The sequence below is a fragment of the Agrobacterium sp. ES01 genome (genome assembly GCF_050320885.1).
Classification (GTDB): Bacteria; Pseudomonadota; Alphaproteobacteria; order Rhizobiales; family Rhizobiaceae; genus Allorhizobium.
This window is the reverse complement of sequence record NZ_JBNQTH010000006.1, coordinates 59309-85191: the sequence shown is the minus strand read 5'-3', so window position 1 is coordinate 85191 and position 25883 is coordinate 59309. Positions and strand designations below refer to the sequence as shown.

Here is a 25883-nt window from a genome sequence, read left to right as displayed (position 1 = left end):
GCTCTAGTGGCGGAAATGCCTGACGCCTGTGAAGACCATGGCAACGCCATGCTCATCGGCAGCGGCAATCACCTCTTCATCACGCATCGAACCACCCGGCTGAATGACAGCAGTGGCGCCGGCAGCAATGGCTGCCAGAAGGCCGTCTGCAAACGGGTAGAAGGCCTCTGACGCCACAGCAGATCCCTTCGTCAACGGCTCTGGCAATCCAAGAGCCTTGGCGGCATCCTCCGCCTTCATCGCCGCAATCCGGGCGGAATCGACGCGGCTCATTTGACCGGCACCGATACCGGCGGTCTGTCCGCCCTTGGCGTAGATCACCGCATTGGACTTCACATGCTTTGCAATCTTGAAGGCGAACTTCATGTCCTCAAGCTCGGTCTCGGTCGGCGCGCGCTTGGTCACCACCTTCAGATCCAGATCCTCAACAACCGCATTGTCGCGGGACTGCACCAGAAGCCCGCCGGAGACCGTTTTGGCTGTCAATCCGGCAGCCCGTGGATCGGGCAGGGCACCAACGCGCAGCAGCCGAAGATTGGGCTTCTTGGCAATGATCGCCCGTGCAGCATCATCGATCTCCGGAGCGATGATGACTTCGGTGAAGAGCTTGACGATTTCCTCGGCAGTCGCCGCATCGAGCGTCTGGTTGAGTGCGACAATACCACCGAATGCCGAAACGGAATCGCAGGCCAGCGCCCGCTTATAGGCCTCAACAAGGCTTGAACCGGTCGCCACACCGCAAGGGTTCGCATGCTTGATGATAGCGCAGGCCGGTGCGTTTTCCGGCAGGAACTCCGCTACAAGTTCATAGGCCGCGTCGGTGTCGTTGATATTGTTGTAGGAGAGCTGCTTGCCCTGCAAAAGTTCAGCCGTCGCAACGCCCGGGCGCTGGTCCCCGTTTACGTAAAAGGCAGCGCTCTGATGCGGGTTTTCGCCATAACGCATCTTTTCCTTCAGTGCACCACCGACAACCCGGTATGCCGGCGTATCGATCATCAGTGCGTCGGCAAACCAGTTTGAAATCATCGCGTCATAGGCAGCTGTGCGCGCAAACGCCTTTGCAGCAAAACGCTGGCGCAGGGCATAACTCGTCTGGCCTTCATCGGCCTGAAGCGCTTCCAGCAATTCGGCATAGTCGGACGGATCGGTAATGGTGGTCACATAGGCATGGTTCTTTGCCGAAGCGCGGATCATCGCCGGACCGCCAATGTCGATGTTCTCGACAGTCGTTGGATAATCGCCGCCGGCAGCGCGAACCTGTTCGAAAGGGTAAAGGTTGATCACGGCCAGATCGATGGCATCGATACCGTGTTCCTTCATCGCAGCAACATGGTCTTGATCATCACGAATGGCCAAGAGACCGCCATGAACATTCGGATGAAGCGTCTTGACGCGACCGTCCATGATTTCCGGGAAACCCGTCACCTCGGAGACATCGGTCACCTCAAGGCCAGCCTTTGCGATTTCCTTATGGGTGCCACCGGTGGACAGCAACCGCACACCAAGTGCGCTCAATGCCTTCGCCAGATCCACAATTCCGGATTTATCCGACACCGACAGCAATGCCGTGCGGATCTTTACCTTTTCGGGAATAGGCGTTTTCTTGGAAACGACGGCCATGGCGATGCTCCGATTGCATGAGGGGGATCAAGCCCAGACAGGCTTTTGCCCGCGCCCTAGCATAGCTTTACGCCGGAGGAAACTATTCTTGGCCTCCGACGGGACGCCCATCCGTTCGAAATGCGCTCGGCGATCAGGAATGGTAGGTGAGAAACCAGCGAATCTCGGCACCATCGAATGGGAATTCGATCTGTTGCGACGGTCGAACGCCGGAGCTATCGGCGAAGAAGATATCTTCGGTGATCTCAAGCTCACCCACCGGCGTGGTGAATGTCCAGCTATCGCCGTCAGGGGCCTCCATGCGGATCGTACCGCCGTCGACCTGCGAGAGCGCGATTATCGGATGAATATGGAAGCGCGCCACAGCAGGCTGCGGAACCACGCCCGTTGCAGGCTCACCATCAGGCAAAAGAATTCGATCGCGACCAACGACTTTCTTGCCATCGGCACTCATGCGGATCTCGCGCTCGTGTATGACGCCGAAGGGATGCACATAGCCGTCATGACTGGCCACAAGCCGGTCGCTGCCGTCACTGCCTGCACTGCGCGCAATCTTGACCTCACGCACGCCGTTGCTGAACACGGGCCCAAGGAAGGGCGATCCGGAAATCCGGCTGGACGCTCTGTCGGCCAGAATAACGGTGGAATGCGCGGCAGTTTCCCGCGCAATGCGCTGCAACCTCGCGCTGGCAAACCGGGGCGACCCGGAATTGACGATGAAACGGTGCCTGCCTGAAGACAGCTCGAATGACAGACAACCCGCATGGGCTGTTCTGGAGAGTTGCGGCGAGAGCGGCTTTCCACCATCGACAATGATCACTGTGTCGCCAGCAGCCAGTCGTTGGTACTGAGAGTGGGGCAGGGCCTTGAACGGCTGGCCAGCAGTCTCGTCATATCGAAGGACGGACATCAAATCATGCGCAAGTGTTGAACTCGCGCCATTGAACAGTGCCAGATCTCCACCTTGGTGGCGGAAGAAGCGGATCGCCGGAAAGATACGATCAATCGCCGGTATGAGCTTGATCGGAACGTCGTGGCCCAGATTGATATAGGTCTGTCGGAGCGGCAAGAGATCAAAAAGCAGCTCGACGGCTGTTTGCGGATTGCGCGAGATGTGGCCACCATCTGGCAGGATCTGCCGCTCTAGCTCACGGTCCAATGCGTGAGCAGCACGAGTGATCGCCGACGCCCGCGTGTCCATCGAAATGGACGCCATCGCAAGTGCAATTCGGATCCTGAGCCTGACAAATCCGTCCGGTGCATGTTTTACTTGAGAGCGAAGATAGGCGACCTGGAAATCCAGGCTGGTCAGAAAGCGGCGGTGAAACCCGCCATCCGCATCGTGAAGCACGATTGGCGAATGCGACAACCAGGCAACGACCCGCTGTGCAACAATTTCCAGATCCCAGGCAAGACCACGAACGCGCCTTCCATGCAATTCGATCCAGTCGTCGACGATCAGCCGCACATTGGCACAACTCTCCGACGTCTTGTCTGCACGAACATGACGCAACCAGCCGAAAGCATGCAGCCGTTCTTCGAAGATCATCGAGGGCAGTTCAACCCGAAAAGGCGAACCCCCTCCGACATCCAGCACGCGACCGGCTAGCGGAAAGCGACCTGCCAAAATTTCTTCGGCAACATACGGATCGACGGTTCTAAGATCGGTGGGCGCGACGATGAGACGGCGTGCGTTTCCGGTAAAAGGTCGCAGCAATGCCAGGCGCCGCGATGAGATCCAGCTGCGCAGTTTCCGGTTTGCCTCTGTCACATAAAGCGAGATCAATCGCCTATGCTCCTGTCGTGCCCACTTCCAACGAAGCCGTCACCCCGCAAGATATGGAAATCTGCGAAGAAAACGCGCTCCAAGGAGCAACAACTGGCATGCATGCTATGACACAACTCATGAAGCGTTATCAGAATGTCCTCCCTCGACGGCTTTTCGAAAAGCAGCTTTCCGCGCCGAAACATTCCTGCAATCGGGACAATATTCCAATTTAACGAACGCTTATATTAAAATCTTATTAGTTTTTGCGAATCACGCAGGCGTAGAAGCCGTCCATACCACTCGAAAGGTGGTCATCTGATGGCAGCATCGCCGGCGTCGTGCGGAACTCGCCGAGTGAAGTGATCGCTTCTTCAAGGCCCGGCCAATCCTCCTTATGGATGGCAACTCGCTGCAGATCAGCTCGCTGATCGAGCACGCGGGCGACAACGTCCTCACCTTCCTTTGGATCCAGTGAGCAGTTGGAAAACACCAGGGTGCCACCGGAATTGACAAGGTCGGCAGCCTTCAGAAGAAGCCTCTCCTGGACACCGGCCAATTTCTCGATGTCAGCCGTGCTCTTCGTCCACAACACGTCAGGATGCCGACGGGTCGTTCCCGTAGAAGAGCATGGAGCATCCAGCAAAACGGCATCAAAAAGACCGTCTGGTTCATAATCCATCAGGTTCGTCTTGATGCAGTCGGCTTCAAATCCGAGCCTTGCAAGGTTGCTGCGAAGACGATCGAGCCTGTTCGGGGATTGTTCGACAGCAGTCACAGCGGCACCGGCCATGACAAGCTGCGCGGTCTTGCCGCCGGGCGCGGCGCAAAGATCGGCAACACGCTTGTCGGAAATATCGCCAAACAGCTTTGCCGGGATCGTCGCAGCTGCATCCTGAACCCACCAGTCACCGGCCTCGAAACCCTCAATCAGCGGAATAGCCCCTCTGAACGCGGGCAGGCGGACGCTGCCGGTAGGCAGAACCCGGCCCTCGAGCTTGGCAGCCCAGACTGCCGGGTCGCCCTTTACTGTCAGGTCAATGGCCGCGGGATGGAGTTGAGCCTCGGAGATCGCCCGGGCATCCTCTTCGCCATAAATCTCGACAAGCCGTGCGAAAAACCATTGCGGAATGCAATTAATGCCGGCGGCCTGCTCAAGCAGATCCTCCTTTTCGCGACCGACACGACGCAAAATCGCGTTGACCAGCTTGGCGAAGCGCCGGCTGCGCGGATCGCGATTGGCCAGTTCGACTGCGATATCGACAGCTGAATGGTCGGGAACATCGAGATAAAGGATCTGAACGGCGCCAACCACCATCAACTCGTGAAGCGACCGCGCGCCCTGCGGCAGCGGCGATTGCAGCAACGACGACAGCATGGCCTCTATCCGCAAGCGATAGCGCAATCCGGTCTGCACAATGGCGCGGACCAGACCACGGTCGGCTTCATTCAGCGCGATGTAGGCGGGGTTTCCATGCTCGGCGTCCAGCATGCCATCAAGCGGGGTCTTCCGGTCAACGACGGCCGCGAGGATCTTGGCCGCGGCGGCACGCGCCTCCATGCCAGGCTTCGCAGGAGGGGATCTGAAACCACCCTCACCACGGTTTCCTTGTTTTCTGGCATCGCCGTTGCGGTTGTTTGTCAATGTCAAGACCAGGGACCTTTACGCGGTTGGGAGCTACCGCGGCCCCAGCCAACATTGGGTACAGAGCGCGATTTGCGCGCGGGCTTAGCAGGTGGCGCCGATGGCGTCGACCCCTGACCCATCTCCTGCGCCATGCCCTGAAGCGCTGCGATGCGGTTTTCCGTATTCGGATGGGTTGAAAAGAGATTATCCATTCGTTCGCCACTCAGCGGATTGATAATGAACATGTGCGCGGTCGCCGGATGCCGTTCGGCATCAGGATTATGGATCTGCGATGCATCTCCGGCGATCTTGCCCAGTGCTGAGGCGAGCCACAGAGGATTGCCGCAGATTTGAGCACCGCGCTTGTCAGCGGCATATTCGCGCGTGCGGCTGATCGCCATCTGCACCAGCATGGCGGCAAGCGGCGCCACGATCATCGCCAGAAGAATGCCCACAAACCCGAACGGATTGTTGCGATCGTCGCGAGAACCACCAAAGAAGAATGCAAAATTTCCGAGCATGGAAATCGCACCCGCAAGCGTGGCTGTAATCGTCATGGTCAGCGTATCGCGGTTCTCCACATGGGCAAGTTCATGCGCCATGACGCCCGCGACTTCATCCGGAGACAGTCGGCGAAGAAGCCCTGTCGATGCGGCCACTGCGGCGTTTTGCGGGTTGCGACCGGTGGCAAAGGCGTTCGGCTGGGGGCTGTCGAAAACAAAGACCTTCGGCATCGGCAGGCCGGCGTTGGCCGTCAGCCTCTGGATCATCTGATAGAATTCTGGCGCAGATCGCTCATCCACTTCCTGCGCATGATAGGCCTTCAGGACCATGCTGTCCGAATTCCAATAGGAATAGAAGTTCATACCAGCCGCGATCACAAGAGCGATCAACATGCCGCTTTGCCCGCCGATCATATAGCCAACCCCCATGAAAAGCGCCGTCATGAAGGCAAGCAACATCGCGGTCCGAATTGTATTCATGGCCTGTCTCCATTCTCAACGGCCTTGCTTTGCAAGGATCAGACTCCTATGTGCCTGTGCTATAAGATGTAAATCCGAACTTGTTTTTTCAATATTCGCGGAGCGGGAGACGATGACCGACGCTAACTTTGACAAGCAGACAGCCGATGCGCCCGCCGAAAAGCCCGAGAAAGTGCTTTCCGCCGCAGCCAGGCGCGCATTGGCAGAAGCCGAAGAGCGACGATTGAATTCTCCAGAGGTCGAGCCGCCCCAGGAACTCGGTGGGCGTGGCGGCAAAGACCCGGCACGCTTCGGCGATTGGGAGATCAAAGGCCGCGCCATAGACTTTTGATCTGAATTAATTCCTGTTGAATTGGAATTAATTAAGGAATATGATCCTATCATGTTTCTTCGTCCACCATATCTTTTGACTCTGGTCTCAGTAATGGCCGTTCACCTGCCCACGGCATCCGCACGGCAGGGCGTCATCGCAGGACCCGTAGAAGCTGAGATCATCCGGGTTATCGATGGCGACACCGTTCTGGTTGCAGCCAAGCCCTGGCCGTCCCAGAGAATTACAACCTATGTGCGGCTACGCGGGATCGATGCGCCGGAGATGAAAGATCGTTGCCCGGCAATGAGAGACGCCGCCCATCGGGCCCACGAGGCACTCAGCAACCTGCTGCAAAACAGCCCATCAATATTCCTGACAGAGATATCAGGCGACAAATATTATGGGCGGATACTCGCAGATGTGAGGCTCCCCAATGGCGACGATCCAGCCGACAAATTGATGCAATCAGGCCTTGTCGTTCGCTATGATGGTGGGAAGAAGATCAGGCCGATCTGCCCGCAAACCCAATGACCAAAGAAAAAGTCCCCGCCTTTACCCAGCAGGGACTTCATGGATCTGGCCAGAGCTTTATCGCTCAGCTTGCGCGGTTCTGCCGATTGGCGATCAGATCGTCGACCACAGCCGGATCCGCAAGTGTCGACGTATCGCCCAAGGCGCCGAAATCGTCCTCGGCAATCTTGCGCAAGATACGCCTCATGATCTTCCCGGAGCGGGTCTTGGGCAGGCCCGGCGAGAACTGGATCTTGTCCGGTGTTGCAATCGGCCCGATTTCATTGCGGACATGGCGAACGAGATCCTGGCGCAGCGCATCATCGCCTTCGTGATCCCCCATCAGCGTCACGTAGCAGTAAATGCCCTGACCTTTGATCGCATGCGGATAACCCACAACTGCGGCTTCTGAAACCATCTCATGGGACACAAGTGCCGATTCGACTTCCGCAGTGCCAAGACGGTGACCTGAAACATTGAGCACGTCATCGACGCGTCCGGTGATCCAGTAATAGCCGTCCTCATCTCTGCGGCAGCCATCACCGGTGAAATATTTCCCTTTATAGGCCGAGAAATAAGTCTGGATGAAGCGCTCATGGTCGCCATAGACGGTGCGCATCTGGCCTGGCCAACTGTCGGCGATACAAAGATTACCGTCGGTAGCGCCTTCCAGAAGATGGCCTTCATTGTCGACGAGTTCCGGCTTTACCCCGAAGAAGGGAAGGGTCGCAGAGCCGGGCTTTAGATCGGTTGCACCGGGCAGCGGGCTGATCAGGATACCGCCCGTCTCCGTTTGCCACCAGGTATCGACGATCGGCGATTTCTGCTCGCCCACCACGTTGTAATACCATTCCCAGGCTTCCGGATTGATCGGTTCGCCCACGGAACCGAGCAGGCGCAGGCTGGCCCGTGATGACCGTTTGACGAAATCGTCGCCAGCGCCCATCAGCGCACGAATGGCGGTCGGCGCGGTATAGAAAATATCGACCTTATGCTTGTCGACGATTTCCCAGAACCGTCCCTGATTGGGGAAATTCGGCACGCCCTCGAACATGACAGTCGTCGCCGCATTCGCAAGCGGCCCGTACACGATGTAGGAATGACCGGTCACCCAGCCGACATCGGCCGTGCACCAGTAGATCTCACCGTCTTTGTAATCGAAGACATATTGGTGCGTCATCGATGCATAGACGAGGTAACCACCGGTCGTGTGCAGCACACCCTTCGGCTTGCCGGTCGATCCCGATGTGTAGAGAATGAAGAGCGGATCCTCCGCATTCATTTTCACAGGCGGGCATTCCGGCTCCACCTTGGCGATTGCCTCGTGGTACCAGATGTCTCGACCGCGCGCCCATTCGATCTTTCCACCGGTACGGCGCACCACCAGCACATTGCTTACGGTGACATATTGCTTTGCCGCGATATGGATCGCCTTGTCGGTGTTTTCCTTGAGCGCAATAGGCTTGCCGCCACGCACACCCTCGTCACAGGTGATTACGAAGGTCGACTCGCAGTCGACAATACGACCTGCCAGCGCTTCTGGCGAAAACCCGCCGAAGACAACCGAATGAACAGCACCGATGCGCGAGCATGCCAGCATCGCATAAGCCGCTTCCGGGATCATTGGCATATAGATTGTGACCCGATCGCCCTTTTTGACGCCGTTTTCCTTCAGGACGTTCGCAAGACGGCAAACCTGCTCGTAGAGCTGATTATAGGTGATCTTCTTGTCGATATAGGGGTTGTCCCCCTCCCAGATGATCGCCGTCCTTTCGCCATGGGTTTCCAGATGGCGGTCGATGCAGTTGTAGGAAACGTTGGTCAGGCCGTCTTCGTACCATTTGATCGATACATCGCCCTCAAACGACGTATTCTTGACCTTCGTATAAGGCTTGAACCAGTCAATGCGCTTGCCATGCTCACCCCAGAATGCATCGGGATCGTCGATGCTGTCCTGATACCACTTGAGGTAAGTTTCCTTGTCGATCAAGGCGCGACTTTTAGCCGATGGAAGCACCGGATAGGTTTTGGCTGACATGAACTCCTCCTCATGTTGACGCGCGTCTTTATTATTTGAAGGCCTCCGCCCCCCAATTTGAGCCCATACATAGCAAATCAAAGCGCATGAGCAATTAGACAAAGGTCATTGCGGCTTCAGAGAATTGCAATTTACGTAAGTTACGGTTATATCCCCAACGAATTCCCGGAAATTGTGGTAGATTCCACGGCCCGCGAGCCCCGGCGCGGACGTCTAAGAGGACTATTGTAAATGGCTCAAACACTGCTCATGCCCAAGGCGACGGCTGTATGGTTGGTCGACAACACAGCACTTTCGTTCGATCAGATCGCCCAGTTCTGCAAGCTGCATCCACTTGAAGTGAAGGCAATCGCCGATGGCGAAGCGGCGCAGGGCATCAAGGGTCTCGATCCGATTGCGACCGGTCAGCTATCGCGCGATGAAATCAAGCGCGCCGAATCTGATACGAATCACAAACTCAAGCTCTCCGAGCCAAAGGTTCGCGTTCCGGATTCCAAGCGCCGTGGCCCGCGCTACACCCCGGTGTCCAAGCGTCAGGACCGACCGAATGCCATTCTCTGGCTGGTGCGCAACCATCCTGAACTCAAGGATGCGCAAATCTCGCGTCTGGTTGGTACAACCAAGAGCACCATCGAGCAGATTCGTGATCGGACCCACTGGAACTCGGCCAATCTCGCGCCAATGGATCCGGTAACGCTTGGCCTTTGCAGCCAGATTGATCTCGACCTGGAAGTCGAAAAGGCCTCCAAGGGCCGTCCGTTGCCGACCGAGGCAGAACTGGATGCGACGCTGCAATCGGCCAGCGACACAGAACACTATATCGGCAGTGATCATGGCGCAGAAGAGAAGGAAATCGATGCGGATGCGGTTTTCGCTAAGCTGAAGTCTCTCAAGTCCGATCAGCCTCAGGATGAAGACGAGGACTGATATCCTCCATTTGCTTTGAATTGATTGAAGGCCCCGGCAATATCAGTGCCGGGGCCTTATTGATATCACGCAGTCTCTGCCATTCCGTGCTGCTGGAGAACGGCAGTGATCTCGTCGAGAATCGCCGGATCGTCAATGGTCGCCGGCATCTTCCAGGGCAATCCATCGGCGATTTTCTGCATGGTTCCACGCAAGATCTTGCCGGAGCGGGTTTTCGGCAGCCGCTCGACAATCATCACATTCTTGAAGGCAGCCACCGGACCGATCTCGTCTCGAATGAGCTGTATGATTTCACGTGAAACGATCGCTTGGTCGCGCGAGACGCCCTTCTTCAACACAAGAAATCCGCAAGGGACCTGCCCCTTGAGCGAATCGGCGATGCCGACCACTGCACATTCCGCCACATCAGGATGCGTTGCCAGCACCTCCTCCATCGCACCGGTCGAGAGACGGTGACCCGCGCAATTGATGATGTCATCGGTTCGCGCCATGACGAACAGGTAACCGTCCTCATCGATCAGACCCGCATCCGATGTCTTGTAATAGCCCGGAAACTCCTCAAGGCAGGATGTACGGAAGCGCTCATCGGCATTCCAGAACGTCACCAAAGCCCCGGGCGGCAACGGCAGCTTCACAACGATATTGCCGAGCGTGCCATCGGCGACGGGATGCCCTTCATCATCAAGAACCTCCACCGCATATCCCGGCATGCACACCGCCGGAGACCCGTATTTGACCGGGAGAAGCCCAAGCCCGTACGGGTTTGCAGAAATCGGCCATCCGGTTTCCGTTTGCCACCAATGGTCGATCACCGGCACACCGAGCGCGCGCTCAGCCCATTTGATCGTTTCGGTATCGGCCCTTTCACCGGCCAGATAAAGCGCTCGGAAGCGCGAGAGGTCGTATTTCTGAACGAAGTCTGCCTCCGGATCGTCTCGACGAATGGCCCGGAATGCGGTTGGCGCCGTAAACAGCGTCTTCACGTTATGCTCGGCGATCACCCGCCAATATGTGCCGGCATCCGGTGTCCCTATGGGCTTTCCTTCAAACAGGATGGTTGTGTTGCCGGCCAGCAAGGGGCCATAGACGATATAGGAATGTCCAACGACCCAACCGATATCGGATGCAGCCCAGAATACCTCACCCGGCTTTACGCCAAAGATGTTCTCCATGCTCCAGTGTAGCGCCACCATGTGCCCGCCATTGTCACGGACCACCCCTTTGGGCTCGCCTGTCGTGCCGGAGGTGTAGAGAATATAGAGCGGATCGGCGGCCAGAACCGGCACACAAGGCACGTCGGCGCCCAACAATTTCTCCGCTTCAATTGCCTGCGCGAGATCCACATCGCCGTACTCGTAACGCAAAGGCGCATGCAACTCGTCGCGCTGAAGAATAAAGCTGTAATTCGGCTTCGTCTTGGCAAGGTCAATGGCGTGATCGAGCAGAGGCTTGTAAGGCACCACGCGCCCGGGCTCCAGGCCGCAACTGGCGCTGATAACCGCCTTTGCCTGGCAATCATCTATACGCGTTGCCAGTTCATGCGCGGCGAAACCGCCGAAAACCACGGAATGCACAGCACCGATGCGCGCGCAGGCCAGCATCGAGAACACCGCCTCGGGGATCATCGGCATATAGATGATCACACGGTCACCCTTACTGATGCCGTGGTTGACCAGAACAGCTGCGATCGCCTGAACCTCTTCAAGCATCGCATCATAGGTGAAATGGGTCTTCGCGCCTGTCATCGGGCTATCGTAGATCAGCGCATCTTGAGCACCGCGACCGGCTGCAATATTTCGGTCCAGGCAGTTGTGGCAGGTATTCGTCTCAGCGCCGACAAACCAGCGACCATAGACACCCGCGCTTTCGTCCAGCACCTTTTCCGCCGGCTTGAACCAGTCGAGGTTTTCAGCCGCCTCAGCCCAGAATTGTTCAGGCGCATCACGCCATGATTCATAGACGTCGCGATATCGTGACTGCATGGTTTCCTCCCCAGAAAACAAAGGATGTCTCATCCTCCGTCGTCATCTTAGCCGGGGTGAAGCCTCGCTGAAAAGCCAGACGAAAGCGGTACACGTATCAAATAGTGCGGAATATACGCTCAGCGTGCACCGAAGATCGCAGAACCGACACGAACACTGGTGGCGCCGAACTCGATGGCCGTCTCGAAATCGCCGGACATGCCCATGGAAAGACGCTCCACACCGCAGTCTTTTGCGATCTTGGCGAGCAATGCAAAATGAGGGCCGGGGTTCTCATCAACAGGTGGTATGCACATCAGACCTTCAATCTGAAGCCCCAGTTCGTCCCGACATAAAGTCACGAATTCAGCTGTCTTCTCCGGCTCGATGCCGGCTTTCTGCGGTTCGAGCCCGGTATTGACCTGTACATAACAGCGCAAGTGGCGATCCTGACGCTTCATTTCCTCAGCAAGCGCACGCGCGATCTTTTCCCTGTCCACTGTCTCGATGACATCGAACAGTGCGACAGCGTCCGCCGCCTTGTTGGACTGCAAAGGGCCGATCAGATGAAGGTCGATGCCAGCAGTCTCGGCCTTCAGCTCGGGCCACTTCGCTTGCGCTTCCTGCACGCGGTTCTCGCCGAATACACGCTGACCACAGGCAATGACCGGTCTGATCGCATCCGCATCGAATGTCTTCGACACAGCAACGAGTTCCACCGAACCCTCGTCGCGTTTCGACCTGTCAGCCGTCTTGGCGATCCGTTCGCGAACTTCGGAGAGTCTTTCTTCAATCGTCATATTTCAATTCCGTCGTTTTGACCTATCTAGGGCTGACATCCATTACCATTCACCGCCAGGATGCCAAAGCCCGTTTGAGGACCTCTTAAACTTGACGCTTGGGCGGTTTCATGGTGAAGGTCTCGCCAACTTCCCCTTATCCCGGAATAGCATGACATGAGCAGTGAACGTTATAATCCTCGTGATGCCGAGCCCCGATGGCAGGCCAAGTGGTCGGATGCCGGCGTCTTCACGACCGACAACAGCGATCCACGGGAAAAATATTACGTCCTTGAGATGTTCCCCTATCCATCGGGGCGCATCCATATGGGCCACGTTCGCAACTACGCCATGGGTGATGTCGTGGCACGCTACAAGCGCGCCCGCGGCTTCAACGTGTTGCACCCCATGGGATGGGACGCGTTCGGCATGCCCGCGGAGAACGCCGCGATGCAGAACAATGTCCATCCCAAGGACTGGACCTACCAGAATATCGCAACCATGCGTACCCAGCTGAAGTCGATGGGCCTCTCGCTTGACTGGTCGCGAGAATTCGCAACATGCGATGTCGAATACTATCAGCAGCAGCAGCACCTGTTCCTCGACATGATGGAAAAGGGCCTGGTCTACCGCAAGCAGTCCAAGGTCAACTGGGACCCGGTCGACCATACGGTGCTGGCCAATGAGCAGGTCATCGATGGTCGCGGCTGGAGATCTGGCGCGCTGGTGGAACAGCGTGAATTGACCCAGTGGTTCTTCAAGATCACCGATTTCAGCCAGGATCTGCTGGATTCGCTGGATGATCTCGATCACTGGCCCGAAAAGGTCCGATTGATGCAGAAGAACTGGATCGGTCGCTCCGAAGGACTGACCCTGCGCTGGGAGATCACGCCTGCATCTGCACCGGCCGGCTTCTCGGAATTGTCTGTTTACACCACTCGCCCGGACACCCTGTTTGGTGCGTCTTTCATGGCGATTGCCGCAGACCACCCGCTGGCCCGATCCGTCGCCGAAAACAATGCCGAGATCGCTGCATTCTGCGATGAGTGCCGCCGTGCCGGTACCTCCTTGGCCGCCCTGGAAACGGCGGAAAAGAAGGGTATGGACACCGGAGTGCGGGTCAAGCATCCGTTCGATCCAGAATGGGAACTGCCGGTATACATCGCCAATTTCGTCCTGATGGATTACGGCACAGGCGCCATCTTCGGCTGCCCGTCCGGAGACCAGCGCGATCTGGACTTTGCACGTAAATATGACCTGCCTGTCGTAGCCGTGGTCATGCCGAAAGACGCCAACGCCGACACGTTCGAGGTTGGTGACACCGCCTATGACGGCGACGGCGTCATGATCAATTCACGTTTCCTCAATGGCCTCTCCACCGATGAAGCTTTCCGGACGGTAGCCGACAAATTGTCGGAGACGAGACTGAATGGACAAGCGCAGGGCGAACGCAAGGTACAGTTCCGCCTGCGCGACTGGGGCGTCTCACGCCAACGTTATTGGGGCTGCCCGATCCCGGTCATTCATTGCGAGGACTGCGGTGTCGTACCGGTTCCGAAATCAGATCTTCCGGTCAAACTTCCAGATGATGTGACTTTCGACGTTCCTGGCAATCCGCTGGACCGCCATGCCACGTGGCGCCATGTCGATTGCCCGATCTGCAGCAAACCCGCGCGGCGGGAAACCGACACGATGGATACCTTCGTCGATTCGAGCTGGTACTACACCCGCTTTACCGCGCCGTCGGAAGCCAATCCGACGGATCCGGCTGTTGCGGATCACTGGTTGCCGGTGGATCAGTATATCGGCGGTATCGAGCATGCGATCCTGCACCTGCTCTATTCGCGCTTCTTTACCCGCGCCATGCGTGAAACCGGCCATGTGAGCCTGTCTGAGCCTTTCAAGGGCCTCTTCACGCAGGGCATGGTGGTTCATGAAACCTATCGTCTGGGCTCGGGTTCCAACGGCCAGTGGGTCGCCCCGGCAGATATCCGGATCGAGGAGACCGATGGCACCCGTCGGGCATTCATGCTGGAAGGCGGCGCAGAAGTCGAGATCGGCTCCATCGAGAAGATGTCCAAGTCGAAAAAGAATGTGGTCGACCCGGATGATATCCTGGCCTCCTATGGAGCCGACACTGCGCGCTTCTTCGTATTGTCTGACTCTCCGCCGGAACGGGATGTGATCTGGTCCGAGGCTGGCGTCGAAGGGGCACACCGCTTCGTCCAGCGTGTCTGGCGCGTGATCTCCGAAGCTGCCGCTCAATTAAAGACGGTAGAGCGGAATCCGGCTAAGGATGGCGATGCTCTGGCATTGTCACAGGCCGCGCACAAAACGCTGAAGGCCGTTGGCGAAGATCTCGACAAGCTGTCCTTCAACAAGGCGATCGCCCGCATCTATGAGTTCGTGAACATGCTGGCGCCGGCGCTCAGCAAGGTTGCCGCCGGCAAGGATGTGACGCCCGGCTATATCGCGGCAACACGCGATGCCACAGAGATCCTCATCCACATCATCGCGCCAATGGTACCGCATCTGGCGGAAGAATGCTGGAAGGTACTGGGCAATGACGGCATTGTCGCGCAGACCGCTTGGCCAATCTTCGATCCTGCTCTCGTGGTCGAAGACGAGATCGTCCTGCCAATTCAGGTCAACGGAAAGAAACGTGCTGAATTGACAATCGCGCGCGATGCGAACCAGAATGAGGTCGAACAGGCCGTTTTGGCGCTCGACGCGATCAAAACCTTGCTCAACGGCCAGCAGCCGAAGAAGATTATTGTTGTACCTCAAAGGATTGTGAACCTTGTCGTCTAGTTCGATTGCGGCCTGGTTTGGCCGATCAGCCTCCGCCGGCATTGTCGCTGCCCTGGTGATCCTTTCCGGTTGTCAGGTACAGCCGCTCTATAGTGAAACATCACCGGCCGCGCACAGCCTCGGATCGATAGCCTTCTCCGATGCCAAGGACCGCGTCTCCCAGGAGGTGCGCAATCACCTGATCTTCCTGACTGCCGGTGGGGCAGGGGAACCGGCCAATCCGGAATACCGGGTGGACCTGCGTGTCAAGACCGTGTCGTCAGGCGTCCTGTTGGAACGCTCCTCCGATACAGCGAAAGCTGGCCGCGTCGTCGTGTCTGCAGACTACACCGTAACACGGACGGGCGATGCGACCGTTCTTCGGGCAGGTCACCGCCAGGCGGTTGCGCTTGTCGATTATCCCGCGCAGGAGTTTGCAAAGCTCCGCGCCATACGTGATGCCGAAAACCGTGCTGCGAGGCAGCTGGCTGAACTCATTCGCGCAGACCTTGCTGCCGTTCTTGGTCGTTGATCATCAGAGCGAGCCATGTGACGCGGCTGACCGCCGAGCCAACGACTCTGGACCTGTGATCGCAAATGACCGAGATAAAATCCCACGAATATGACGGGTTCCTGAAAGGATCAGCGCGCAGCTATCGCCTGTTCATCCTGTACGGTCCCGACAGAGGTCTTGTGTCCGAACGCGCAGTCCAGCTTGCCGCAGTCACCGGCGTGCCTCTTGACGACCCGTTTGCCCTCATCCGCCTCGATGCAACAGACCTGCAGGGTGACCCCGGCAGGCTCCTCGACGAGACCGGTTCGATAGGCCTCTTCGGCGGCGAGAAGCTGATCTGGCTTCGTGCCGGTGGCACGGAAAAGGCCCTCACAGATGCCGTCGACCAGCTCGCCAAGGGGACGCTTGAAGGATCATTTGTAATCATCGAGGCCGGTGATTTGAAAAAAGGTGCCGCACTGCGCCGGATTGGTGAATCCTCCCGCATTTGTGCACAGATTGCCTGCTACCAGGACGATGCCCGATCCCTCAATGCCCTGATTGACTCTGAGCTTGGACAGACAGGCCAGCGAATCACGCCGGCAGCGCGCGACATGCTGGTCTCCTCACTTGGCGGAGACCGCATCGCGTCGCGCAACGAGATCAACAAGCTGCTTTTATACTGCCTCAATCTGCCACAGATCGACCTAGAGCACGTGGTCGAGATCATTGGGGATGCCAGCGCCATATCGGTCGATGAAGCCGTCGACGCCGTCCTGAAGGGCGACCGCGAAGGTTTCCTGCATGCCACAAATAAGATCGTGAGCTCAAAGACACCAGTATTCCTGTTGCTGCAAGCCTGTCTGAGGCAATTTCAGCAACTGGATGTGATGAAGACAGAAATGGAAGATAAACGGCTGCAGGCAGGCCAGGCAATGCAGACCTTGGGTCGTGGCATTCACTTCAAGCGCAAACCGGTGGTCGAACGTGCCTTGCGAAACTGGACCAGCACCGATCTGGCCAAAGAAACCTCAAGGATGCTGAGCGCTATCTTGCTGTGCCGGCAACGGCCACAGCTGGAAGACGATATAGCCATGCAGACGCTTCTGTCGACGACATTGCAGTCCGCACGGCGCAATCGATAGCCAGCTAAATCAAACGCGGCCTTCAAGAAGGCGGCAGATTTCTTCGAGTTGTTCCAGTGACTTATAAGCAATCTTGATTTGCCCACCTTCGCCCTTGTGGTTGATCACCACAGACAGACCGAGGCTATCCGACAGACTGCGTTCCAGCGCGACCGTATCGGAATCCTTCTCCACCTTCGGCTGTGCGCCCGTCGAGGGTTCGTTCTCCGCGCGAATATGATTCTGTGCCAGGCGTTCCGCGTCGCGGACTGAGAGTCCCTTGGAGGTAATCGTCTTGGCCAAACCGACGGGATCCGACGTCGAGACGAGGGCGCGGGCGTGACCAGCCGACAGGCTCCCACCCGCAAGCATCTCACGAACGGGTTCCGGCAGTTTCAAGAGGCGCAGGCTATTGGCCACATGACTGCGGCTCTTGCCGATCACTTCGCCCAGATCGTTCTGCGTATATCCGTAGTCAGCAATCAGCTGCTCATAGCCAAGAGCTTCTTCCAGCGGGTTGAGATCCTGCCGCTGCACGTTTTCCACGATTGCCAACTCAAGCGCGGTCTTGTCATCGACGTCTCGAACAATCACCGGAATTTCAACCAGGCCGGCAAGCTGCGCGGCGCGCCAACGACGCTCCCCCGCGATAATCTCGAAACGATCCTTCTCCCGCGTTCTCACAACAACGGGCTGCACAATGCCGTGCTGACGAACGGAACCCGCAAGATCCTGCAACTCGCTCTCATCGAAATAACGACGCGGGTTGCGCGGATTGCGCGATACAAATTCGATGGGAACCGTGCGATCCGCCGAAATCACCGAGGCATTGTCGGCAGATTGCGTCGGTTGATCCATCTCACCGATCAAGGCGGCGAGGCCACGACCGAGGCGGCGTTTCGAAATATCGTCGTTCATACTAAACTCACTTTTGCAGATGCACGCTCAATCACGCGGCAGCCTTCCGCTGACGTTCCCGCTGTATCACCTCGGAGGCAAGTTGAAGATAGGCTTGGCTACCTGCACATTTCAAATCGTAGAGGATCGCCGGCTTGCCGTAAGAGGGTGCCTCGGACACCCGAACATTTCTCGGGATAAGCGTATGATACACCTTCTCGCCGAGATGCGTTCGCACATCAGACACCACCTGCTGCGCGAGATTGTTTCGCGCATCATACATCGTCAAAACGATGCCCTGGATATCGATAGCGGGATTTACGCTACGTCGAACCTGATTGATTGTTTCCAGCAACTGGCTAAGACCCTCAAGCGCAAAGAACTCACACTGAAGCGGCACAAGGACGGAATGTGCAGCCGCCATTGCGTTCATCGTCAACAGGTTGAAGGATGGCGGGCAATCCAGAAGAATATAGGAATATTCAGCGGCACTGGCCTCTTGCAATGATTTCTTCAGACGGAACACGCGGTCTGCCTGCTGCGAAATTTCCATTTCAAGACCAAGCAAATCGAGTGTTGACGGCACAATGGCGAGGTTGGGCACAGCCGTCTGGATCGCCGCCTGGGCCACCGTATGACTACCGATCAGAAGGTCATAGGACGAATGCGTACGATCTCTGCGATCGATACCAAGTCCAGTACTGGCATTGCCCTGGGGGTCGAGGTCGACGATCAGGACTTTCTCACCGATCGCAGCGAGCGCCGTTGCCAGATTGATAGCGGTTGTTGTCTTACCAACGCCGCCTTTCTGGTTTGCAATAGTGATAATTCGGTTCTTGTCACTGGCCATGCCGCACCTGACTACAGTTAAACCCTACGCGAAAGACCGGTAATTTCCAGGATAAAGGAATCCGCCTCGATGGCGCTAGGATGTATTACCAGATCGAAGCGCCAGCGGTCACGCGCTTTGTCGACTTCTGCTACGTAATCCCGGCCTTTATGGAAGAAACACCGCGTATTTTCTTGCACCTCTACCCATGGAATACTGAAACCCAATAATTTGTCGAGATCAGCGAGGGCGCGCGCAGAAATAGCGTCGCAAGAAGGCAGTTTTTTTACGGCATCTTCAATGCGGCTGGTATGGACAGTTCCTCGAGCGCCGGTTTCCAACAACGCAGCGCGCAAAAATGCAGCCTTCTTGTGGTTGCTCTCGACCAGGTCCACCCATCCGGCATCGGACTCTGCCAAGAGAATGGCGGTTATGATGCCCGGAAAACCGCCCCCACTTCCGAGATCGATCCATTGTTTCGGTTCGGATACAATCTTCATGAGTTGAGCGCTGTCGGCAATATGTCGGGTCTGCAAATCACCCTTTGTTGAAGGCGCCACAAGATTGATGCGTGCCGCCCACTTCTGAAAGAGATCTGAAAAATGCTGAAGCCTCTCAAACGTTTCACGTGAAACAGTGCGTCCCAAAACATTTTCAAGGTATTTTCTATCCATTAACAGTAATACCTCCTCTACCGCCCGCCGATCTCTGCAACAAACCAATAACAAGCGCGACCGCTGCTGGTGTGACGCCATCTATCTTCGAGAGCTGCGAAATGTTCTGAGGTCTATACTTCGACAGCTTCTGCTGCATTTCAATCGAGAGGCCTGGCAAACCTTCAAACTCAAAATCCACCGGAATGACCCGATTTTCTTCACGCCGTGTACGCTCGATATCATCGGCCTGCCGATCAAGATAGACAGCATATGTCGCAGTATTCTCAAGAGCCTCGACCACACGAGGCTCTATCGTCGCCAACTCTGGTAGTGCTGAAGCCAGATCGACGAAGCTGACCGCAGGGTATGACAGAAGCTCCATGGCCGATCTGCGTCGTCCATCTTGATTCACGTCCAGACCGATGCGCCGCGCGTCAGAAGGCGTGAGGGAAAGCGATGATAGGATAGCTCTGCCTGCCTCGTAGCTGGACGAGTATTGTCGAAACTTTTCCGATCTTGCTGTTTTGACGCAGCCGAGCTCCACCCCAATGGGCGTCAGACGCAAGTCTGCATTATCGGCCCTTAGTGTCAGACGGTACTCAGCGCGCGACGTAAACATTCTATAGGGCTCCAGAACGCCCCGTGACGTCAAATCATCAATCATGACACCGATATAGGAAGTGGTACGCGAAAACACATATCCATCCTGACCGGATACAAATCGTGCAGCGTTGATGCCGGCAACCAATCCCTGGGCTCCGGCCTCTTCATAACCGGTAGTGCCATTGATCTGACCTGCCAAAAACAGACCCTTCAAGGCGCGCAACTCCAAAGTCGGTTCCAGCTGCCGCGGATCTATGTAGTCATACTCAATCGCATAGCCTGGTTGGAGAATGGTGACATTCTCAAGTCCCGGGATGGTGTGAATGAACTCGCCCTGCACATCCTCAGGTAAAGACGTCGAAATGCCATTGGGGTAGACTGTATGATCCTCAAGGCCCTCAGGCTCGAGGAAGATCTGATGGCCGTCTCGATCACCGAAGCGCTGGATCTTGTCCTCAATTGAAGGGCAATAACGCGGTCCAATGCCTTCAATCTGCCCGGAATACATCGCCGATCGATGCATGTTATCACGAATGACCTGATGCCCGGCTTCCGTTGTCCGGGTGACACCACAATCAATTTGCCGATTGGTAATAGCATCGGTCATGAAGGAGAACGGTACCGGATCGTCATCCGCGCTCTGCCGGTCCAACGACTGCCAATCAATAGTACGACCGTCCAGGCGCGCCGGCGTACCGGTCTTCAGGCGGCCGAGATCGAGACCCAATTGCGACAGACGTTCACTCAAGCCAAGTGAGGGCGCCTCTCCCATTCGGCCGGCCGGTATCTTTCGATCGCCAATATGAATAAGCCCATTCAGGAACGTGCCTGTTGTCAGCACCACCGCCCGGGCTTCGATTGTCCGTCCATCTCTCAGGCAAACGCCTGTAAGAACCCCTGACTTGACCTGCAGATCAAAGACATCACCCTCAATCACTTGAAGATTATTCGTTTCGGAAACGGCATTCTGCACCGCGCTTTTGTAGAGTGACCGGTCAGCCTGCGTCCTGGGTCCGCGCACAGCCGGACCCTTTTTTCGATTAAGCAGCCGAAACTGGATCCCGCCTTTGTCTGCGCAAACACCCATCAGCCCATCGAGAGCGTCAATCTCACGCACAAGATGTCCCTTGCCCAAACCACCAATGGCGGGATTACAAGACATGGCGCCGATAGTATCCGCCCTGTGCGTGATCAGGACCGTCTCCGCGCCAGTTCTGGCAGCGGCAGCGGCAGCTTCTGTGCCCGCATGGCCGCCACCAATTACAATGACATCAAATTTATCGGTCATCTTTTCTCTCCAGAACAACAAACAGATTGCTCGAACGCACTGAGTGTTTCACGTGAATCATTTTCCAACACAAAACTCGGAAAAGATCGAACCCAATAATGTTTCGACATCGATTCGACCGGTCAATCGACCAATCGCGTCTCCCGCAGTTCTGAGATATTCCGCTCGGACCTCTAATGCAAACTCTTCACCGTTAAGGGCTTGGTCTACAGAAGCATACACGTCACGCACGTGTTCCGCTTGCCTCAATCGGGCCGGCAGCATTCCCAACAGATGTCCGACATCGGTAACGATTGCCCTCCGCAATGCATCCAGCAATGTATCCAAACCAGATGAAGTCATTGTCGATATGATAACATCATAGCTGCAGCTCTCGGACGTTGCTGCATGTGCATCGCTTTTCGTTCCGACAGACAATAACGGTACCGAAATGTTTAGATCGGCCGCATCCATTGGTCTCTGGCCGATTTCACACAGGCTCAGAACAAGGTTGCACTGTTCGAGCAGCGAGGTGGCCCGTCTGATGCCCTCAAGCTCAATCGCATCCGCAGTCTCGCGCAGACCAGCGGTGTCATACAATTGAACAGCATAACCATCAATATCCAGATCGCATTGAATGATATCGCGTGTTGTCCCCGCATGCTCCGTGACTATGGCTACATCACGTCTCGCTAAGGCGTTTAAAAGACTGGATTTTCCGGCATTCGGCGGGCCGATGATCGCCACCTTGAACCCATCGCGGATGATTTCGCCGACGCGGAATTGGCCAAGATGCCGTGCGATCTCAGCTCTCAATCCCTTCAGCTCATCCCAGATCTGATCACTAACCGAACCAGGAATGTCACCCTCATCCGAAAAGTCGAGCTCTGCCTCGATGAGCGCCCGAGACCGAATCAGTTGAGCGCGCCAAGCTGAGTAGAGCTCTGACAGATGACCGCCGCTCTGTTCCAGGGCCAACCGTCGCTGCATCTCGGTCTCAGCCGTGATCAGATCTGACAGCCCTTCAATCTCTACCAGATCCAGTTTGCCGTTTTCGAATGCCCGGCGTGAAAACTCACCGGCTTCCGCCATCCGGCAACCCGGATACTCGGAAATTGCCGCCAACAGCGCTCTAACGACGGCTTTGCCCCCATGAACCTGAAATTCGACGCTGTCTTCGCCCGTAAAGGAACGCGGAGCTCGAAATACCAGGATCAGTGCCTGATCGATGGGTAAACCATCACGGGAACGAATCGTTTTGAGGGTAGCAACCCGATCTCTGGGAATGGACCCTGCAAGCTCATGACAAACATCCAATGATGCAGGTCCACTCACACGGATTACTGCCACCCCTGACGGTAACCCACCGCTGGAAAGGGCAAAGATTGTATCCCGTTCCGTCATGATCTCTTATTACGCTCCAGAACCAAAAAGCATCAACGTCATGACGCATTGAACATTCAAAACGACAATGGCGGAACGGACATATAATTGCCCGCTCCGCCACATCTCAACATCCCAAAAGGAACGGTATCAAGTATTCATCGAGTCGAAGAAATCACCATTGGTCTTGGTCTGCTTCAATTTGTCGATCAGGAACTCGATGGCATCAGTTGTGCCCATCGGTGCCAAAATACGACGCAGCACGAAGATCTTCTGCAGATCCTGACGTGGCACGAGCAAGTCTTCCTTACGTGTGCCGGACTTGAGAATATCCATCGACGGGAAGATGCGCTTGTCCGCCACCTTGCGGTCGAGAACGATTTCCGAGTTACCAGTACCCTTGAATTCTTCAAAGATAACTTCATCCATACGGCTACCGGTATCGATTAGCGCCGTGGCGATAATGGTGAGCGAGCCACCTTCTTCAATGTTACGGGCAGCACCAAAGAAACGCTTTGGACGCTGCAACGCATTGGCATCCACACCACCGGTCAGAACCTTGCCGGAGGAGGGCACAACGGTGTTGTAAGCACGGCCGAGGCGCGTAATGGAATCCAGCAGAATGACAACGTCTCGCCCGTGCTCGACCAAACGTTTGGCCTTCTCGATCACCATTTCGGCAACCTGAACGTGGCGTACAGCCGGCTCATCGAATGTCGAGGAGACAACTTCGCCGCGCACGGAGCGCTGCATGTCGGTCACTTCTTCTGGCCGCTCATCAATGAGCAGTACGATCAGATAACATTCCGGATGATTGGCCGTAATCGAATGGGCGATGTTCTGAAGCAGAACCGTCTTACCGGTACGTGGTGGCGCAACAATCAATCCACGCTGGCCCTTGCCAAGGGGAGCAACAAGATCGATGACGCGAGCGGAAAGATCCTTCGATGTCGGGATTTCGAGTTCCATCTTGAAGCGCTCATCCGGATAGAGAGGCGTCAGATTGTCGAAATGCACCTTGTGGCGGATCTTCTCAGGATCTTCGAAATTGATCGTGTTGACCTTCAGGAGGGCAAAGTAACGCTCTCCTTCCTTCGGTCCGCGGATTGGCCCTTCAACCGTATCACCGGTCTTGAGCGAGAACCGTCTGATCTGTGACGGTGAGATATAGATATCATCCGGGCCTGGCAGATAGTTGGCGTTCGCGGAACGTAGAAAACCGAAGCCATCCTGAAGAACTTCAACGACTCCTTCTCCGATGATCTCGACATCCTGGCTGGCGAGCATCTTGAGGATTGCAAACATGAGCTCCTGCTTGCGCATTGTGCTCGCATTTTCAACTTCAAGAGATTCGGCAAAGGCCAGAAGATCTGTCGGAGATTTGCTTTTAAGTTCTTGTAGCTTCATTTCAGCCATGAAGGGGACCACGTTCAGTTCTGCTGGGAAAGGCGTGCGATGTGGAATTCAATGCGATTTTTGGAACCGCATAATACAGAAAGCAACACATGCCACGAAGATGAGATGTGCGGAAAATAGCGATTTCAACCGCATACCGCAAGGTAAAAAGGAAAATGCGTTGATTTTATGCAACCGCATCGAAAATCAGCTCAAAACGGTTTCACAATCACCATTATCACGATGAAAATCATCAAAATCGTCGGAATCTCGTTGGCCAACCGCCAAAAACGGGCGTTCTTGATGTAGCGACCCTGCTCAAACGCAGTCACGGCTTTGGCGAAATAAACATGCGTAGCGGTCAGCAGGACCACAGCCAGCAACTTCGCATGCAGCCAACCGCCGCTAAAGCCGTAGATATCCCAAGCGATGAACAGTCCAAACAGCCAGGACAGGATCATGGCCGGTGTCATGATGATCCGCATCAGCCGCTTTTCCATGATGCTGAAGGTGCGCGCCTGGTCAGACTCCGGCTGACTGTCGATGTGGTAGATGAAAAGGCGCGGCAGATAGAGCATGCCGGCCATCCAGGAAATCACTGCAATGACGTGCAGCGATTTGATCCAGAGATAGCGCGTCCCTGGATCCATGAACATCAAACCGACTGCAGCAGCGACAAAGACGGTGAGCGCAATTCCGGCCCGCAGAGCAACACGACTGCCAGATTTGCGTTCGCCGTCCACGGTCATTGCCCGTAGCTCCGTACGCGCTCGACAAGCGTCGTCACGTTTGCCGGATCGGCCTGTGGGGTAATGCCGTGGCCGAGATTGAAGATCAGCGGACCATTGCCCAACTTGTCAAGAATACGATCGATGCCGTCTACCAAGGCCTGACCGCCCGCCACCACACGCATTGGGTCGAGGTTACCCTGGATGGGGCCGTCTTTCTGCAACTCTGCCGCAAACTCGAGCGGGACTGCCCAATCCAAACCGATCGCGTCCGCACCGGTTTTCCTGCGATAATCTTTCAACAGCACGCCGGCGCCCTTAGCAAATGCAATGATCTTTGCCGATGGACGCCTGGATCGAACGATGTCGATCATCCGCGAAACAGGCTTCACACAGAACTTTTCAAACTCATCTTCGCCAAGCACGCCTGCCCAGGAGTCGAAAATCTGCACGGCGTCGGCGCCAGCATCAATCTGTGCAACCAGATAATCGGCCGAAATTTCAGCCAGCAGTGACAGCAGATGCTCAAAAGCTTCCGGATGCCGATAGGCGAATAAACGCGCCGGCGCTTGATCAGGCGTTCCATGCCCGGCAATCATGTAGGTCGCGACAGTCCACGGAGCTCCGCAAAAACCAAGAAGCGTTGTTTCCTCGGGCAGCTCCCTGCGCAAGCGTCCAACTGTTTCCATGACAGGGGCCAGATAGTCGATGGCTCTACTTCCATCGAGTGTGTGGATCGTCGCCTCGTCAATGGGATCCATCTCCGGACCCTTACCTTCTGTGAAACGAACATTGCGTTTCAACGCATCGGGAATAACCAAAATATCGGAAAACAGGATAGCGGCATCAAATCCATATCGACGAATTGGCTGGTGTGTCACTTCCGTTGCGAAGTCTGGTGTGTAGCACAGATTGAGGAAGCTCCCGGCCTTGGCTCGTGTTTCCCGATATTCCGGGAGGTAACGTCCGGCCTGTCTCATGAGCCAGACCGGTGGTGGCATCACCACCTGGCCATTGAGAACTTCGAGCATCTTACGACGTTTCTGGGTCACCACCACTTACTTTCAATAAAATAAAGAGAATCTGATTCTTCTTTTATTTCTAAGAGTCGGTGACTATCAAGGATTAACAATGTCGCACATTTCCTCCCCATCCTCGAATTCACCCACAGGCTTGCAATTCATTCGCGTGCAAA

General features: G+C 56.0%; 21 protein-coding genes. 6 read left to right on the top strand and 15 right to left on the bottom strand.

Annotated elements, in window-relative coordinates; all coding sequences use genetic code 11:
• Positions 1–3: 3 nt before the first annotated feature.
• The 4 genes from purH to htpX form a co-directional block, all read right to left on the bottom strand.
• The gene (purH, locus tag ACQQ2Q_RS17440; protein ID WP_428188398.1) at positions 4–1620 is read right to left on the bottom strand and encodes a bifunctional phosphoribosylaminoimidazolecarboxamide formyltransferase/IMP cyclohydrolase; all 1617 of its coding nucleotides are present in this window, start codon (positions 1618–1620) and stop codon (positions 4–6) included.
• Between the two features lie 133 nt (positions 1621–1753).
• Positions 1754–3406, bottom strand: a complete 1653-nt coding sequence (locus tag ACQQ2Q_RS17435) for a heparinase II/III family protein (protein ID WP_428188397.1) — start codon at positions 3404–3406, stop codon at positions 1754–1756.
• Between the two features lie 238 nt (positions 3407–3644).
• Positions 3645–4946: an RsmB/NOP family class I SAM-dependent RNA methyltransferase gene (locus ACQQ2Q_RS17430; RefSeq protein ID WP_428188396.1), complete on the bottom strand. Its 1302-nt coding sequence runs from the start codon at positions 4944–4946 to the stop codon at positions 3645–3647.
• Between the two features lie 86 nt (positions 4947–5032).
• Positions 5033–5995, bottom strand: coding sequence for a zinc metalloprotease HtpX (gene htpX, locus ACQQ2Q_RS17425; protein ID WP_428188395.1), 963 nt, complete (start codon positions 5993–5995; stop codon positions 5033–5035).
• A 112-nt stretch (positions 5996–6107) separates the two neighbouring features.
• On the opposite strand from htpX, the gene ACQQ2Q_RS17420 reads away from it, so the two are divergent.
• Entirely contained in the window at positions 6108–6326 is a 219-nt protein-coding gene (locus ACQQ2Q_RS17420; RefSeq protein ID WP_428188394.1) for a DUF1674 domain-containing protein, read from the top strand.
• Between the two features lie 51 nt (positions 6327–6377).
• Positions 6378–6839, top strand: coding sequence for a thermonuclease family protein (locus ACQQ2Q_RS17415; RefSeq protein ID WP_428188393.1), 462 nt, complete (start codon positions 6378–6380; stop codon positions 6837–6839).
• A 64-nt stretch (positions 6840–6903) separates the two neighbouring features.
• Here ACQQ2Q_RS17415 and acs read toward each other — a convergent pair whose 3' ends face one another.
• Positions 6904–8856 (bottom strand): acetate--CoA ligase, encoded by a 1953-nt coding sequence (gene acs / locus ACQQ2Q_RS17410; protein ID WP_428188392.1) that lies wholly within the window; start codon positions 8854–8856, stop codon positions 6904–6906.
• A gap of 231 nt (positions 8857–9087) precedes the next feature.
• On the opposite strand from acs, the gene ACQQ2Q_RS17405 reads away from it, so the two are divergent.
• Positions 9088–9783 carry a DUF1013 domain-containing protein gene (locus tag ACQQ2Q_RS17405; protein WP_428188391.1) on the top strand — a complete coding sequence of 232 codons (696 nt, stop codon included), beginning with the start codon at positions 9088–9090 and terminating at the stop codon, positions 9781–9783.
• A 65-nt stretch (positions 9784–9848) separates the two neighbouring features.
• Here the strand turns inward: ACQQ2Q_RS17405 and ACQQ2Q_RS17400 are convergent, their stop codons facing one another.
• Complete coding sequence (locus tag ACQQ2Q_RS17400) at positions 9849–11765, bottom strand: propionyl-CoA synthetase (RefSeq protein ID WP_428188390.1); 1917 nt, start codon at positions 11763–11765, stop codon at positions 9849–9851.
• Positions 11766–11884: 119 nt separating this feature from the next.
• Positions 11885–12544 (bottom strand): YggS family pyridoxal phosphate-dependent enzyme, encoded by a 660-nt coding sequence (locus tag ACQQ2Q_RS17395; RefSeq protein ID WP_428188389.1) that lies wholly within the window; start codon positions 12542–12544, stop codon positions 11885–11887.
• Between the two features lie 156 nt (positions 12545–12700).
• Here ACQQ2Q_RS17395 and leuS point away from each other — a divergent pair, with 156 nt between their 5' ends.
• The 3 genes from leuS (at position 12701) to holA (ending at position 16951) form a co-directional block, all read left to right on the top strand.
• Positions 12701–15334: a leucine--tRNA ligase gene (gene leuS, locus ACQQ2Q_RS17390; protein ID WP_428188388.1), complete on the top strand. Its 2634-nt coding sequence runs from the start codon at positions 12701–12703 to the stop codon at positions 15332–15334.
• Positions 15324–15845 (top strand): LPS assembly lipoprotein LptE, encoded by a 522-nt coding sequence (gene lptE, locus ACQQ2Q_RS17385; protein WP_428188387.1) that lies wholly within the window; start codon positions 15324–15326, stop codon positions 15843–15845. Before leuS ends, lptE begins: the two co-directional genes overlap by 11 nt.
• Positions 15846–15910: 65 nt before the next feature.
• Positions 15911–16951: a DNA polymerase III subunit delta gene (gene holA / locus ACQQ2Q_RS17380; RefSeq protein ID WP_428188386.1), complete on the top strand. Its 1041-nt coding sequence runs from the start codon at positions 15911–15913 to the stop codon at positions 16949–16951.
• A gap of 9 nt (positions 16952–16960) precedes the next feature.
• On the opposite strand, the gene ACQQ2Q_RS17375 is transcribed toward holA, so the two are convergent.
• From ACQQ2Q_RS17375 to hemE, 8 genes are all read right to left on the bottom strand, one after another.
• Complete coding sequence (locus ACQQ2Q_RS17375) at positions 16961–17848, bottom strand: ParB/RepB/Spo0J family partition protein (RefSeq protein WP_428188385.1); 888 nt, start codon at positions 17846–17848, stop codon at positions 16961–16963.
• 31 nt (positions 17849–17879) lie between these two features.
• A complete protein-coding gene (locus ACQQ2Q_RS17370) occupies positions 17880–18677 on the bottom strand; it encodes a ParA family protein (protein ID WP_428188384.1) in 798 nt (265 codons plus the stop codon).
• Between the two features lie 17 nt (positions 18678–18694).
• Positions 18695–19330, bottom strand: a complete 636-nt coding sequence (rsmG, locus tag ACQQ2Q_RS17365) for a 16S rRNA (guanine(527)-N(7))-methyltransferase RsmG (RefSeq protein ID WP_428188383.1) — start codon at positions 19328–19330, stop codon at positions 18695–18697.
• Positions 19323–21203 carry a tRNA uridine-5-carboxymethylaminomethyl(34) synthesis enzyme MnmG gene (gene mnmG / locus ACQQ2Q_RS17360; RefSeq protein ID WP_428188382.1) on the bottom strand — a complete coding sequence of 627 codons (1881 nt, stop codon included), beginning with the start codon at positions 21201–21203 and terminating at the stop codon, positions 19323–19325. The genes rsmG and mnmG overlap by 8 nt, the downstream gene beginning before the upstream one ends.
• A 57-nt stretch (positions 21204–21260) precedes the next feature.
• Complete coding sequence (gene mnmE, locus ACQQ2Q_RS17355) at positions 21261–22586, bottom strand: tRNA uridine-5-carboxymethylaminomethyl(34) synthesis GTPase MnmE (protein WP_428188381.1); 1326 nt, start codon at positions 22584–22586, stop codon at positions 21261–21263.
• 129 nt (positions 22587–22715) lie between these two features.
• Positions 22716–23981: a transcription termination factor Rho gene (gene rho, locus ACQQ2Q_RS17350; RefSeq protein WP_428188380.1), complete on the bottom strand. Its 1266-nt coding sequence runs from the start codon at positions 23979–23981 to the stop codon at positions 22716–22718.
• Positions 23982–24172: 191 nt separating this feature from the next.
• The gene (hemJ, locus tag ACQQ2Q_RS17345) at positions 24173–24709 is read right to left on the bottom strand and encodes a protoporphyrinogen oxidase HemJ (protein ID WP_428188379.1); all 537 of its coding nucleotides are present in this window, start codon (positions 24707–24709) and stop codon (positions 24173–24175) included.
• Positions 24706–25740, bottom strand: coding sequence for a uroporphyrinogen decarboxylase (gene hemE, locus ACQQ2Q_RS17340; protein ID WP_428188378.1), 1035 nt, complete (start codon positions 25738–25740; stop codon positions 24706–24708). Before hemE ends, hemJ begins: the two co-directional genes overlap by 4 nt.
• Between the last annotated feature and the right edge of the window lie 143 nt (positions 25741–25883).

Coding starts and splice junctions, on each gene's coding strand:
- purH (WP_428188398.1), bottom strand. CDS start 1,620: ATGGCCGTCGTTTCCAAGAAAACGCCTATTCCCGAAAAGGTAAAGATC.
- ACQQ2Q_RS17430 (WP_428188396.1), bottom strand. CDS start 4,946: ATGGAGGCGCGTGCCGCCGCGGCCAAGATCCTCGCGGCCGTCGTTGAC.
- htpX (WP_428188395.1), bottom strand. CDS start 5,995: ATGAATACAATTCGGACCGCGATGTTGCTTGCCTTCATGACGGCGCTT.
- ACQQ2Q_RS17420 (WP_428188394.1), top strand. CDS start 6,108: ATGACCGACGCTAACTTTGACAAGCAGACAGCCGATGCGCCCGCCGAA.
- ACQQ2Q_RS17415 (WP_428188393.1), top strand. CDS start 6,378: ATGTTTCTTCGTCCACCATATCTTTTGACTCTGGTCTCAGTAATGGCC.
- acs (WP_428188392.1), bottom strand. CDS start 8,856: ATGTCAGCCAAAACCTATCCGGTGCTTCCATCGGCTAAAAGTCGCGCC.
- ACQQ2Q_RS17405 (WP_428188391.1), top strand. CDS start 9,088: ATGGCTCAAACACTGCTCATGCCCAAGGCGACGGCTGTATGGTTGGTC.
- ACQQ2Q_RS17400 (WP_428188390.1), bottom strand. CDS start 11,765: ATGCAGTCACGATATCGCGACGTCTATGAATCATGGCGTGATGCGCCT.
- ACQQ2Q_RS17395 (WP_428188389.1), bottom strand. CDS start 12,544: ATGACGATTGAAGAAAGACTCTCCGAAGTTCGCGAACGGATCGCCAAG.
- leuS (WP_428188388.1), top strand. CDS start 12,701: ATGAGCAGTGAACGTTATAATCCTCGTGATGCCGAGCCCCGATGGCAG.
- holA (WP_428188386.1), top strand. CDS start 15,911: ATGACCGAGATAAAATCCCACGAATATGACGGGTTCCTGAAAGGATCA.
- ACQQ2Q_RS17375 (WP_428188385.1), bottom strand. CDS start 17,848: ATGAACGACGATATTTCGAAACGCCGCCTCGGTCGTGGCCTCGCCGCC.
- ACQQ2Q_RS17370 (WP_428188384.1), bottom strand. CDS start 18,677: ATGGCCAGTGACAAGAACCGAATTATCACTATTGCAAACCAGAAAGGC.
- rsmG (WP_428188383.1), bottom strand. CDS start 19,330: ATGGATAGAAAATACCTTGAAAATGTTTTGGGACGCACTGTTTCACGT.
- mnmG (WP_428188382.1), bottom strand. CDS start 21,203: ATGACCGATAAATTTGATGTCATTGTAATTGGTGGCGGCCATGCGGGC.
- mnmE (WP_428188381.1), bottom strand. CDS start 22,586: ATGACGGAACGGGATACAATCTTTGCCCTTTCCAGCGGTGGGTTACCG.
- rho (WP_428188380.1), bottom strand. CDS start 23,981: ATGGCTGAAATGAAGCTACAAGAACTTAAAAGCAAATCTCCGACAGAT.
- hemJ (WP_428188379.1), bottom strand. CDS start 24,709: ATGACCGTGGACGGCGAACGCAAATCTGGCAGTCGTGTTGCTCTGCGG.